Genomic DNA, 12,991 nt, shown 5'->3' on the forward strand with positions numbered 1-12,991 from the left:
CTGCCCAGCCGCTCGTTCCTCCGCTTATTGCATCAGCATGCGGCCGATGCGGATGGCTGCATCTGCGGCCCGGCGCGCGGTCTGGCGATTGAGCCAGTGCGACGTGTTGACGGCGGGCCACGCTGGTCCCCAATCAGGCTGGGCGTTTACGGGCGCACCCTGATGGGGTGTGGCGTGGCCGGATGCCACAGGATGGTGTTCACTCGGTGTCGACGTTTTGGATGCAGGCGGCCGTCCCCCCGGCAGACCGGTTGCTGGCGCCATCAGGCCGCGCCGCTTGGCGCCGTTGTACACCATGGTCAGCATTTCCCGCACTCGTTCGTCCTTTGCCACCTCGAACGCCAAAGACCCGACCTTGACCAGTGTGTCCAAGCGCATGGGAACGCACCCCCTCCCGGCATCACCGCGTGGCTGGCTGCACCAACGCATCTGCAACAGGGTATGCGCGGGCGGCGGGGGATGGCAGGACGGTTGTCTGTGGGCGCGGATTGCACAGCAGACGGGTGTTTCCATGGCACGCCGGGGCGACCTGTGATACCTTGAAGGAGTTGAAGTGGAGGAGAAGCCGATGACCAGAGGAATGCAAAGGCTGCGTGCCCGCGTGGAAGCGGCCGGGGACGTCGCCACGGCAGAGAAATTGGTCCAGTTGGCGGCCCGGGCGGAGGTGCCGGAGCAGGTGGTGATAGCCTTTGTGGGATTGTTTTCCGCCGGCAAGTCCAGCCTCATCAATCACCTGTGCGGAAGTCCCGCCATGGCCACGGGCGCGGTGCCCACGACCGCCCAGGTGACTGGGGTGGAACTGCCGGGTACGGAGGGACGTGTGCGGCTGTTGGACACGCCAGGAATTGATTCGACTGACGACGCACATCAACAAGCCACGCAAGCGGCGCTGTATCAGGCCGACGTGGTGTGCCTGGTGATGGACTACCAACACGTCGAGAGCGACGCCAACCTGGAATGGGCGTATCAATTGTCCGGCAGCGGCAAGCGCCTGGCGCTGATTGTCAATCAAATCGACAAGCACCTGGAGTGGGAGATCCCGTTTGCAACGTTTGTGGAGCGGATACAAACCACCTTGACGGATTGGGAGATCGAGTATGAGCGATTGTTTTTTGTCAGTTCCCGCAACCATCCGTCCAACCAGGTGGAGGATTTGCGACGCTGGCTGGCGGAACTGGCCGACGGCGCGAGCCAGTCGCAACTGGAGCACCGGGCGCTCGAACTCATCGAGGAGCACTTGAATTGGAGGTACAGCGCCATCCAGCAACAACACGCAATGGCTGTCCGCAAAGTGTTGGCGTTGCCGCCCGAGGTGGATGTCTCGCGTGAGGTGGACGTCTCGGTCCGGCTGGGACAGCTGCACTTGCAACTCTCCCAGGTCCAGCAGAAAATTCAAGAGGGACAAGATGCGTTGGCGGATACGTCTGAGCAGTTCCTGTCGCGATTGTTGCGAGAGATTGAACTGGCGCAGGTGGCTCCCTACGAGACCACGGAAAAAGGGCGCTTGTTTGTCGAGAGCCTGCGGCCCGGTTTTCGTGTCGGCTGGCTGCGCAGCGCGGAGCGCACAGCAGCGGAGCGCCAACGGCGGTTGGCCGCTTTTCGCGCCGATTTGACCGAGCGGTCCGAGAAGTACCTGTTGTGGCCGGTGCAGACTCACCTGCGCGAGTTTGCCGCCGCGGCCCGGTGGGCGGACGATGAGACCAAGGCCGCGGTGGACAACCTGCGCGTGTCCATTGAGGACGAATGGTTGCGCCAGTTGGTCCGCCAAGGCGCGCTCGTCTCCGAGCAGTACCCGTACCAGTATGTGAAAGACGTGGTGGGGGCGCTCCGGGCGGACGTCCGCGCCCAGGTCAAGGCGCTCGTGGAGCGCTGGCAGCAACAGGCTGTCGCGAAACTCAACGAGGAGGTCCGGGATTTGCGGCGGGAAGGGGAGACCCTGACGGAGAAGATAGCCGTCCTGGAGGCATGGCAGGCGCTGTGCGCGGAGCGCGCCGAAGCGGCGCGCGAGCTGCGCGGCCTGTTGGACGATCCGCCCGCAGCTCTGACCCACAGCGAGTCCGCGGATGGCGCTCTGTCGTCCGCTTCCGATACGGTCTCACACCCTGATGCGGAGGTGCGAATTCGCGTATGAGGGAGATCCACAACTCAACCCGGTCTGCACCGGACACGACGGTGGACGGGTTGCGACGCATGGTCGCCTCGCTTGCCGAACGCCTGTCCCGCCTCCCCTACACCGAGGGGTGGCGCCGCGAGCTGGCTGATCTCGAGGGGCGTCTGCTGCGGGAGGAGCAGCTGGTGGCTGTGTTTGGCGCTTTTTCCACCGGCAAATCGAGCTTGATCAATGCGGTGCTGGGAGAGCCCGTGCTGGTCGTTTCGCCCAACCCAACCACGGCGGCGATCACGGAACTGCGTTTTGCCCCGGCGTCTGGGCAAGACGCTCGCCCGCAAGGCGGCGGCCTGGTCGCCGGGGAGCCGGGCGCGCCATCGCCGGCGGTCCCTGCCCCAGCGGACGCGGAGGGAGGAACGGTGGCGCGGGTTGAGGCCAAAACGGAGGCGCAGATGTGGGATGACGTATCGCTGGCCTTGGCCGCCCTCCAGCGCCAGGCGGATGGGTTGGCGGGGGCGGCCGAGCTGGCGAAGTCGCTCAAGCCGAAGGACGTGCCGAGCGGCCGCCGCAAGACGTTGTCATTCCTCAAGGCATTTGCCGCCGGTTATGAGGAACTGGCTGACCGGTTGGGCCGCACATGGACCCTGCCGGCAGCCGATGCGAGCCGCCTGTGCGCGGAAGAACGGTACGCCTGTTTTGTTCAGCGGGTGCAGTTGTGGCATCCATCGGCATCGCTCGCCGGTCGGCTGCCGCGTGGGCTCGTGTGGGTAGACACCCCGGGGGTGGACTCGGTGCACCGGCGCCACACCGATGTCGCATTCCAATACATGCGGCTGGCGGACGCCATCGTGTTCGTCTTGTATTATACGCACGCGCTGTCCCGAGCCGAAAAAGACTTTCTCCTGCAACTGGCTGAGGTCCAGGACTTGGTTGGCGCGGACAAGCTGTTCGTGGTCATCAACGCCGTGGACTTGGCTCAGTCCGAGGAAGAACGACAAGCGGTGCGCGAGCGGGTGCTGGAGGAGCTGCGTCAATTGGGCATCCGTCAGCCTCGCATCTACGAGGTGTCCAGCCAACTCGCCTATGCGGCTCGCCAACTGCAGCGGCAACCGGACAATCCGGCCATCGTCGAACTCTTGCGCACCCGCCTCGGAGAGTCTGCGCCGCCGGATGCACCCGCGCTGCTTGAGCAGTCCGGGGTGCCCACGTTGGAGCGGGACCTGAGCGGCTTTTTGACCACCCAGGCGCGAGAGATGGCCGTGGACGCCGTCGTCCGCACTCTGCGCAGTCTAGAGTCTCGGGTGGCGGCCCGCATCGAGCAGGTGAGAGCGGCGGAGGCGGCGTCGGAACACGACCGTCAGGAGCTCGCGGCGCGGCGGCGGGCCATTTGGGAAGAGATGGAGCGTATGGGCGAGGCGCTGGATGCAGGCCAGGACGAGCCGTCCCGCAGGCTGCGCCAAGAAGCGCAGGAACTGGTTTTCCATGCAGGCGAACGGATTCGCTTCCGCTTCACTCAGTTGTTCCGCGAGGCGTTCTATCCCGGTCGCTTTCAAGGCCTCACCCGAGCCTCAGATGCCCTGCAGGCCGCCTTGCAGGAGCTGGTGGAATCGCTACGGCGGCAGGTGGAGATGGAGTGCCGCACCCTGGCCCTGCGCCTGGGGACCTATGCAGAACAATTATACACACGGGAGCGGGCGGCGCTGGCCAGGGATTTGGAGGCCGTTGGCCGCGCTGATGTGGCTGACGGGCTGCCGGACGCGGCGCTTGTGTCCCTGGCTGACCAGGCGTACCGGTCTCGGCTCGATGCCGAGCCGCTGATTCCTTATCTGAAGGGGTTTCAATCGGCCAAATCGTTTTTCGAGGGCGGCGGGCAGGACGCGATGCGCCAAGGGATGGCCGAGGCGGCAGCCGATGCGGTGCGGGAGGACCTGGCCAATTTGACCGGCCCGATGACTGACGCCGCTGTGCTCGCTCTCCAGCGCCAGTATCGGGCCCTGGTGGCTGCCGTGCTCAACTCTCCCTGCACAGCCGACGACTCGCGGGCGGAGCGCGAGCCGTTGGAGGCGTGGGAAGGCCTGGCGGACGATTTGCGGCGCGCGCTCGCGGCTCAACTGGCGGCGCACGCGTGAGCGGTTCTGGCTGATCGCGAATCATTTTCCGATCCCGGCCGTTTACGGTATGATGAGCGCAGGAGGGATACACGTGTCGGGATCATGGGATGGGTTTGACGATTGGGAATCGCCTCGCCCTCGCCGGCGCTGGGGCTGGTTTTTCTCCAGCCTGTTGGCCGCCTATGTCGTGGGAGTTGCCACGGCGGGATTTTGGATTGCGGGCAACCGTGTTGGCGACGGCGGCGGGGCCGCGCCATCCACACAAATGGGAAATCAGGCGGGCGGATCGAACGGGGGGGCACAGTACCTGCCACCTGAAGTGGGAGAAGCGAATGTGGTGACCCGCATCTATAACAACGCCCGCGACAGTGTCGTGACCATCACCTCCATACAGTCGAAATCAAGCAAATCCCAGCCACAGGCGGATGTGGGCACGGGGTTTCTCATCGATGACCAAGGGGATTTCGCGACCAACAACCACGTGGTGAACGGCCAGAAAATGGTTGCTGTCACGATAGGCAAAAGGACGTACAAAGGCGTCGTGATAGGAACAGATGCCTTGGACGACCTGGCGGTGGTCCGTGTCAGCGGTATCTCCGGCCTGCGGCCGCTGCCGCTGGGCTCGGCCCAGAATCTGCAGCCGGGCCAACTGGTGGTGGCGATTGGCAATCCGTTCCAACTGACCAGCAGCGTTACGGCCGGGATTGTCAGCGGGCTGGACCGGTCCATGCCGACCGAGGATGGACACGTGTTGAGCGGCTTGGTGCAGACAGACGCCGCGCTCAACCCGGGCAACTCGGGCGGGCCGTTGCTTAACGCCGAGGGGGATGTTATCGGCATCAACACGGCTATTGAGAGTCCGGTCGAGGGCTCGGTCGGGGTGGGGTTTGCAATCCCGATTGACCGCCTGCGGCAGGTGCTGCCGCGCTTATTGTCCGGCCAACCGGTGCAGCATCCCTGGCTGGGTATCAGCGCCCTGGACATTGATCCGACTGTACAGGCTGAGTTCCACCTTCCTGTCTCCACCGGCGTGCTGGTGATGCAGGTGACCAAGGGGGGGCCGGCGGCGAAGGCCGGCATCCATGGGGACACAAGCGCCAACCCGAGCAAGAAACCGAAAGGGGACGGCGACATCATTGTGTCTGTGAACGGCAAATCCGTTGGCTCGGTGGCGGACCTGACAACCGCTATCTCCCAGTACAAAGTCGGGACGAAAGTGAACCTGGGCGTCATCCGCGGTCACCGTTCCCTGACCGTCCCGGTCACGCTTGGCACATGGCCGAGCAGTCAACAGTGAACCCCCGAGAGCCGACGGTCTTCCTGGCTCTCAGATGGTCCAGAGCATAAGCCTGGTGCCACGCCTGCTCGTCGCAAGGCCCCTGCCAACGGCAGGGGCCAAGCTGTCAGGGCCGTTTTCGCGCGCTCGCCACCCCGATGGACAAACCGGAAATGAGCAGGCCGGCTGCCGCTGACGCCAGGCTTGGCCGCCACATGAGCGGGCGGTAGGTGAGGACGATGCGGTGGCGGCCCGGTCCGACCTTGACCGCCGTGAGCACACCGTCCACACGCTTGATGGAAGCCGACCGTCCATCCACCGTCGCATGCCAGTTCGGATCGAACATTTGCGAGAGGACAAACCAGCCGGACGATGGGGCGTCGACCTGCCACACTTGCCGGTTGAGACCCCACTTTACGCGGTGTGCCGTTTCCGCCTGCCATCCCGGGTACCACTCTGGTCGTCGGGCAAACCATGCCGGCGCCACCGGATCTGGGTTTTTCCAGATGGTCTGGCCGTGCGCACTGAACACCGGTGTCCATGGTTGTGGAGACAACGTGACACCGACGTTCTCCCGGACGGGCGCTCGTCCGCTCCCCAGGACGACAAGCGAACCGAGGGGCACATTGGCGTTCCACGATTGGTTGACAACAGACACCTTCGTTTGCACGGTGCGCGGCCAATCGCGGGGAAGGTCTATCAGGTATTCCGATGCGGGCAAGCCGCGAATCCAGTACGTTTTGGACCGACCTGCAGCGGTCACGGTCACCGACAACCAGGTCTGTTCTATCCAGGCGTAGCTTGGCGCATAGGGCGGGCGGCGCAACTGTATGGCCAGAGATTTGGTCCCTGGAGGCAGGGCGGGTAGAACGCCGGACCACTGCGTCGGATGCCCTGGTTTTTCCGTTTGGAACGGGGTGTAGCCGGACGCAGCGACGATGTAGCGCACGCCCAGGCTGTCTGCCAAGGCTCTGGGTTGGTTCAAGAAGACGGTGTCCGTCCAAGTCAGGCCGACATGGTTGGAGTACCATGCGGGCTCCAGGGAGTCGTAACCGTTCACCATCGGCAATCGGCGGGACAATCCCTCGTCCAGTTCCACATCGGTCTCCCCCAGGGACACGATGCGCGGAAATCCAACGGAACTTGAGGTGTGGTGCGCCAACCAGGTGACGATAGGGCTCGGGGAGGTGTACGGGGCCGCCTTGGCATTGACAATTGTGGCTGTGAGAGAGGCGTGCAGGACTGCGCTTGCGGCCGCCGCCAGAGACGCGGTACGCGCCAACGGGGCTGTCAGGCTCGCAACTCCGGCGATGGCGAGGACCGTCGCCAGCGGCGTCAGCACGGATAAAACCGGCGCCTGGCTCAATGGGCCTGCCAGTCGGCTCGCGATCAGGGCGCTGGCGCAGACGAGGCACACATAGCGCACAGCGCGTCCAAACCAGGGGCGGTGCGCAGGTGATTGCCACAAACGAAGACCCACGGCGCACAAAAGACTGAGGTAAAAATCGGTGAGGCCGATATACCGGGCCGGGACGCGGAACAAATCGAACCCAGGCAGGTGGGTGAGCGCCCAGAAGAAAGGTCCGTTTCCGCCCAAAGCGAGCAGGCTGGTAACAACAGCTCCCACTGTCCATTCGGGCACGTCCATGCCCTGGCGCCAACCGGCGCAGGCGGCGGCCAGGGCGAATAGGAAGCCAACCAGCCCGATGGTGCACCAACTCTCCCAAAACTGCAGACCGAACATTCGCTCGAACGCCATGGCCGAAAAGTGGGACCCGCTCCAGCCTCCGCCCGCCGTATCCGGCGCTATCCATTGCAAGAAGGCCCACGGCGACAATGAGCCTTGAAGCAGGAAGGACGCCCCGGCGTGGGCACGGTCTGAGTACAGCATAAGGTCCAAGGTGTTGGCCCATTGGGGGGCCGAGAGCAGGGCCGCGAGTGTCAAAGCGCCTAGCCACGCCAGCCAGACCTGGCGGCGATAGGGGCGAAGGTGAAACGCGGCGTCGATGAGCAGCACGATGGCGGTGTAGAACACCATCTGCGGATGGCCTGCATACACCTCCAGGGCGAGAACTGTCGCCAAAGCGACGACGTGGACGGCGGTTGGCCGATTCCAGAGCCTCCGCTGCGAGAGCGTCACCAATGGAAGAAAGGCCAAGGTGTCGAACATTTGTGTATGCACCTGATGTCCGACAAAGAAGCCGCAGGCGGCAAAGCACAACGCGCCGGCGACCGACGGCAGGCGCCGCCGGGTCAGGTCATAGGCGAGCGCGTACATGCCGACAGCGCACAGCGCCGCATGCATCACGGTGGATATTGTCAACGCCTTGGCCACGGGCAGCAGCAGATAGATCACGTTGGGGAGGTAGAGCGGCCCCGACTGGCCAGCGGCCAAGAACGGTTGACCGGCGAAGCTGAAGGGGTTCCACAGCGGAACCTGAAGGTGTTGGTACGCCCAGGCCAAGAACATGCGCTGCGGCGCGTTCAGGTGGCTGAGGTCGTCCAGCGCCGGTTGTCCCGGTGTGGCCCAGTTTGGAAACGCCAGCAGCACACCCGCGAGCACGAGCAGGATAGAAGGACCATGCCGACGTGTGCGCGCAAGCGTCGTGTTCATGGTTGCCCCCCTTTGCTGTGCACTCTGGAACCTATCTTACCAAGAAACCGAGGTTCATTGTCCAGTCCCTGCCAATCGTCTCACCGTTTTCCTTTCCGCTTATCCCCTTTTGAATTCCTGTTGAGATTGGCGTCGTAGGCTGGTTCTGGCTGTACTGCACGGTGGTGCAGAAAACCGGGACGGATCCGTCCAAGTGAGGGAGTCTGTCGTGAGCCAGACAAAGACCTATCGGGTGTTCATGCTGATGCATGGAGTCCGCGTCGAAACCGGCGGCATGACGCGAGTGATGCTGAATCGTTCCAAAATGTTGAGCGAAATGGGCCACCACGTGGATTTGGTTACCCTGGATGAGGGGGACTACATCGGCATCCGCCAGCGGTTGCGCGAGCTGGGACGACTTGGGCCGCGGGTGGGCATCATCAATCTTTATGAGGACTATCGAACACGCATGAGTCGCCCCGGTTGGAGGTTGACACGCTGGCGGTATCGGCGGGCAAAACGCTTAGCGGAACGCGGCTTTCGCGTACGCCGAGAGGAAACTGGGCAAGGCGTCACAGCTCACTATTATCGCGATGGGCGCATGGTCAAGAGCAAACAGTGGAATAAGTCTGGGCGCTTGACAACCATGGTTTATTACGATGCAAAGGAGCGTCCCGTCCTGCGTCTCCTGTACAATCGGCAAGGGTTTGCAGCCGTCCGCCAACATCTCCATCCAGAGCTTGGCCAGCCCAGCAAGGTGGAGTATTGTACGGCTGATGGGTTTGTGTTCTTGACCCGCTGGTACATGCCCGAGAACGGGCAAATGGCTGCAATCACGCTGTATGACCGATTCACGGGGGAGGAACGGCTGTTTCGGGATGAATTTTCGTTTCATGTCGCCTGGCTAAACGACCTGTGCCGGCGCCAGGCCACACGTCCGTTCCTGATCTGCGATGGCATCGGGTCCGCTCCTAAGGTTCTGGCGATGGACGGAGATGCCTGCTACCGCATCTATCCCACCCATTCGACGCACCTGAATGCGCCGTACACATTCGGCAGTCCGGTGAAGAAGAGCTATCAACCGATCCTCGATCACCTGCACGAACTGGATGCGCTAGTTGTTCCCACCAGGTCGCAGTACGACGATGTCGTTCGTCAGTACGGCCAACGTGACAACGTGTTTGTGATTCCACACTCGGTCACGCCCATGCAGGACATGCTGTTGGAGCGGGACACCAAGACCGTGGTCATGGTGTCCCGCTTGAATCCCGAGAAGGCGATTGAGGAGGCCATTCAGGTCTTTGCGCGCGTCATTCAGGCCGTCCCAGAGGCCCGTCTGGAGATCTACGGAGAGGGACCATGCCGAGCGGACCTGCAAAAATGGATTGACGACCTGGGCTTGCGCGACAAGGTGCGTTTGATGCACTACGTGACGCAGGTGGAAAAGGTTTTTCGCAAAGCTTCGGTAATGCTGTTGACGTCCAAGTTTGAGGGTTTCTCCCTGGTCATCCTCGAGTCGATGTGGAACAAGACGCCGGTCGTCAGCTACGACATCAACTACGGACCGCGAGACATCATTCGCGACGGCGAAACCGGGTATTTAGTCCCGCCGGGGGACAGAGAGCAGTTGGCCCAACGTCTGTCGGAGCTGCTCCTGCATCCTGAGCGCGCTCAGGCGATGGGGGAGCGAGCCCGCATGGAAATCCAAACCCGCTATGCGGAACAGGTCATCGGACCGCTCTGGGAACGATTGTTTGCGGCTTTGGAGCGGTCCCGCACCTTCGAGACGAGTCCGGCCTGGGAACCCGTGGTCGCGCCGCTGCGGCAGAAGGAAACCTGACCGAAATGGGGGAAGCCGTATGTCGTCAACCATCATGGTGGTCCGCGAGCACTGCCGCAACCTTTACCTGATTCGCCGCCTGTCGATGTTTGAGTTCAAAACCGAGTATACCAACGCGTATCTGGGGGTGTTGTGGGAGGTCATCAATCCGCTGATTCAAATCGCCATTTACTGGTTTGTATTCGGCATCGGCATCCGGCGCGGCCACAGCGTCGACGGCGTGCCTTACTTTATTTGGATGCTGTCGGGCATGGTGGTATGGTTTTTCTTCAACGCGGCAGCCATGCAGGGGACACGGGCACTGCACACACGTTTGCAGACGGTGGCGCGTATGAGTTTCCCGATAAGTGTGGTGCCCACGTTCGTCATTGTCAGGCACTTGTATCAACACTGGATCTTGTTGGCTATTGTTCTTGTCATCTTTACCTGGACTGGACATGGGCCGACGCTGTATCTGGTACAGTTGGGCTACTTCATGTTTGCTCTGTTGGCGCTCTTGGTGTCCATATCGCTGTTGACCTCGACCCTGGCGACCATAGTTCGGGATGTACAGCAGATTGTCCAGTCGATTCTGCGTGTGCTTCTGTACCTGACCCCGCTTTTGTGGCCATCCGACCACCTACCGGGGGTGCTGCGTGACGCGATGCTGCTCAACCCGCTGGTCTATGTCGTGGAGGGCTACCGGGCGGCGCTGCTCGGGACCTCCTGGTACTGTCTGGTGCACCTGAAATACACACTGTATTTCTGGCTGTTCATCGCGTTCGCCTGGGTCATTGGGGCGCGCGTACATATGAAGCTTCGCCAGCGGTTGATGGATTACGTCTAATACCGGTCTTTTGCCGGTCTGTGCCGTGACCTCCCCGACATAGCCCAGGCGGCGGGAGGAGGTTGACTCCGGCGCCTGGGCCGATGCAAACGGCGGCAAGTGCGACGAGAGATGTTAGGGGTGTCGTGTACCGTCGGACGGTGGCCGATAGACAAACGGCCGCCGCTTGCGTTGCCCGGTGAACGATTGGTGGAACATCTTCAGGAGTGCCCGTTTTTCTAGCCGCGACACGTACGAGCGGGAAATGCCCAGTTCTTCCGCCACCTCATTTTGCGTCCATTCGCGGCCGTCAGCCAAGGCAAACCGCAGTTCAATCACCTTCCGCTCGCGCTCATCGAGGATATCCATCAGCTTCATCATGTTGCGAATCTCTATCCGTTTGTTGACCTCTTCCTCGGTCTCATCCGCCTCCGAGCCGAGAACATCCGAGATTGTGATTTCGTTGCCCTCTTTATCCGTTCCGATGGGGCTGTAAAGGGATACATCCTTGCGCGTCTTCTTGAGCGCCCGCAGCTGCATGAGGATTTCGTTTTGAATACAGCGCGCTGCATACGTTGCAAACTTCGTGCCTTTCGCCGGTTGATACGTTTCGACAGCCTTGATCAGGCCGACAGTGCCGATGGAGATCAGGTCGTCGTGGTCGATGCCGGAGGAGTCAAATTTCTTGGCGACATGGGCCACCAGGCGCAGGTTGTGCTCAATCAGGACCTGGTACGCCTCGCGGTCCCCCTGTCGCCACCGTTCGAAATAGGCTTGTTCTTCTTCTTTGGACAATGGTTGTGGGAACGACTGGCTGACGTAGCCGGTCGCCAGTGTGAGGTCACGCATGCAGGAAAGGGCGCCATAGGCTAAAGACAGCAATCGCACGACACCTCCGCGCGTGGGGCTCAGGATGGATCAGTGTATGCCGCAAGTGCGGGGGAGGTTTGGGCGATTGTTCAAGGTTCGATATCCGGTTTCACAATCAGCGTCATCTACGCTCCGCTTGAACATTCTCACTTACTTTATATCAGTTAGTATCACACGTGTAATAAGATTAAAATAAACTCACTACTTCATCAATAGACTGTCTCAATCTAGAATAAAAACGCCGCTTGCATGAAATGCCTGGCGGTAATATAACCAATTCCATTTGAAGGTAGGGAGTTTCCGTATGGAATACCGTTTGTTGGGCAGAACAGGATTAAAAGTAAGCGAATTGTGTCTCGGAGCCATGACGTTTGGTCGTGAGGCCAGCGAAACGGAAAGCCATCGTATGCTGGATCGCTTTGTTGAAGCCGGTGGTAACTTCATCGACACGGCCAATGTATACAGTCGGGGCATTTCTGAAGAGATTGTCGGGCGTTGGCTCAAGGGAAAAGACAGAAGTGATTTCGTGATTGCCACGAAAGTGCGGTTTGCCATGGGTGACGGCCCTAACGACATTGGCCTGACACGCAAGCATATCATGGATGCAGTTGAGGCCAGTCTGCAACGCTTGGGGACCGACTACATTGATTTATATCAGGTTCATGCTTGGGATCCCCTGACTCCCATCGAGGAAACGCTGAGCGCGCTTAACGACCTGGTGCACAGGGGGTACGTCCGTTACATTGGAGCCAGCAACTTCCGCGCCTGGCAGCTGCAGAAGGCAATTTACACCAGTCGCATGCATGGCTGGGCCAGCTTTGTTTCGCTCCAGCCTCAGTATAACCTGTTGTGTCGAGCCACAGAGTTTGAACTCCTGCCGTTGGCCGAAGCCGAAGGACTAGGGGTGATTCCTTGGAGTCCTCTGCGGGGTGGTTGGTTGAGCGGCAAGTTCCGCCGAGGGATGACCGAACCTCCCGCTAATACCCGCATTGAACAGGCGGACAAGCACGGTTGGGGTGAAGCCTGGAGCAAGTACAACAACGAGACTACCTGGAAGGTAATAGACACCCTTCTCTCGGTCGCACGGGAGGCTGAAAAATCTCCGGCTCAAGTGGCTCTCAACTGGCTGCTCAGTCGTAAGGCTGTAACGGCTCCGATCATCGGGGCCCGTACGATGGAGCAATTGGAAGACAATTTGGGTGCAAGTGGTTGGCGTCTCACCCCCCAACAGATAGAAAAATTGGACGAAGCCAGCCACCTCCCCGTCTCGTACCCTTATGACGAAGGAGCCGAGCAGCAGCAGCGGTCGGGCCGGATGTAAGCGAATCCAGCGGAGTCCATCAGGGGGCTAACCACGCTTTCCATCGCGCATCGACGAAGGGGAACGCC

The 12,991-nt window shown here is 61.3% G+C and carries 9 protein-coding genes; 6 read left to right on the forward strand and 3 right to left on the reverse strand.

The features are described from left to right. Window positions 1-24: 24 nt before the first annotated feature. Window positions 25-378 (reverse strand): hypothetical protein, encoded by a 354-nt coding sequence (locus AK2_RS04565; RefSeq protein ID WP_067931855.1) that lies wholly within the window; start codon window positions 376-378, stop codon window positions 25-27. 190 nt (window positions 379-568) lie between these two features. Here AK2_RS04565 and AK2_RS04570 point away from each other — a divergent pair, with 190 nt between their 5' ends. The 3 genes from AK2_RS04570 to AK2_RS04580 all read left to right on the forward strand — a co-directional run bounded on the left by AK2_RS04570 (window position 569) and on the right by AK2_RS04580 (window position 5,515). Then, window positions 569-2,131, forward strand: a complete 1,563-nt coding sequence (locus AK2_RS04570) for a dynamin family protein (protein ID WP_067931857.1) — start codon at window positions 569-571, stop codon at window positions 2,129-2,131. Further along, a complete protein-coding gene (locus AK2_RS04575) occupies window positions 2,128-4,236 on the forward strand; it encodes a dynamin family protein (RefSeq protein ID WP_067931859.1) in 2,109 nt (702 codons plus the stop codon). Before AK2_RS04570 ends, AK2_RS04575 begins: the two co-directional genes overlap by 4 nt. 73 nt (window positions 4,237-4,309) lie before the next feature. Continuing rightward, complete coding sequence (locus AK2_RS04580; RefSeq protein WP_245632772.1) at window positions 4,310-5,515, forward strand: S1C family serine protease; 1,206 nt, start codon at window positions 4,310-4,312, stop codon at window positions 5,513-5,515. Between the two features lie 106 nt (window positions 5,516-5,621). Here the strand turns inward: AK2_RS04580 and AK2_RS04585 are convergent, their stop codons facing one another. Next, the gene (locus AK2_RS04585) at window positions 5,622-8,108 is read right to left on the reverse strand and encodes a YfhO family protein (RefSeq protein ID WP_067931861.1); all 2,487 of its coding nucleotides are present in this window, start codon (window positions 8,106-8,108) and stop codon (window positions 5,622-5,624) included. Window positions 8,109-8,316: 208 nt separating this feature from the next. Between AK2_RS04585 and AK2_RS04590 the strand changes: the two genes are divergently transcribed. After that, entirely contained in the window at window positions 8,317-9,927 is a 1,611-nt protein-coding gene (locus AK2_RS04590; RefSeq protein ID WP_067931862.1) for a glycosyltransferase, read from the forward strand. A gap of 19 nt (window positions 9,928-9,946) precedes the next feature. Then, window positions 9,947-10,753: an ABC transporter permease gene (locus AK2_RS04595; RefSeq protein WP_067931864.1), complete on the forward strand. Its 807-nt coding sequence runs from the start codon at window positions 9,947-9,949 to the stop codon at window positions 10,751-10,753. Between the two features lie 114 nt (window positions 10,754-10,867). Here the strand turns inward: AK2_RS04595 and sigK are convergent, their stop codons facing one another. Further along, the gene (sigK, locus tag AK2_RS04600; protein WP_439645082.1) at window positions 10,868-11,614 is read right to left on the reverse strand and encodes an RNA polymerase sporulation sigma factor SigK; all 747 of its coding nucleotides are present in this window, start codon (window positions 11,612-11,614) and stop codon (window positions 10,868-10,870) included. Between the two features lie 292 nt (window positions 11,615-11,906). Between sigK and AK2_RS04605 the strand changes: the two genes are divergently transcribed. Then, the gene (locus tag AK2_RS04605; RefSeq protein WP_067931867.1) at window positions 11,907-12,923 is read left to right on the forward strand and encodes an aldo/keto reductase; all 1,017 of its coding nucleotides are present in this window, start codon (window positions 11,907-11,909) and stop codon (window positions 12,921-12,923) included. The last annotated feature ends 68 nt before the right edge of the window (window positions 12,924-12,991 follow it).

The sequence above is a fragment of the Alicyclobacillus kakegawensis NBRC 103104 genome, from assembly GCF_001552655.1.
Classification (GTDB): Bacteria; Bacillota; Bacilli; order Alicyclobacillales; family Alicyclobacillaceae; genus Alicyclobacillus_G; species Alicyclobacillus_G kakegawensis.

What these genes read in the sequence shown, in the direction of transcription:
- AK2_RS04605 (WP_067931867.1), top strand. Translation starts at nt 11,907, where the DNA reads ATGGAATACCGTTTGTTGGGCAGAACAGGATTAAAAGTAAGCGAATTG.
- AK2_RS04585 (WP_067931861.1), bottom strand. Translation starts at nt 8,108, where the DNA reads ATGAACACGACGCTTGCGCGCACACGTCGGCATGGTCCTTCTATCCTG.
- AK2_RS04565 (WP_067931855.1), bottom strand. Translation starts at nt 378, where the DNA reads ATGCGCTTGGACACACTGGTCAAGGTCGGGTCTTTGGCGTTCGAGGTG.
- AK2_RS04575 (WP_067931859.1), top strand. Translation starts at nt 2,128, where the DNA reads ATGAGGGAGATCCACAACTCAACCCGGTCTGCACCGGACACGACGGTG.
- AK2_RS04595 (WP_067931864.1), top strand. Translation starts at nt 9,947, where the DNA reads ATGTCGTCAACCATCATGGTGGTCCGCGAGCACTGCCGCAACCTTTAC.
- AK2_RS04570 (WP_067931857.1), top strand. Translation starts at nt 569, where the DNA reads ATGACCAGAGGAATGCAAAGGCTGCGTGCCCGCGTGGAAGCGGCCGGG.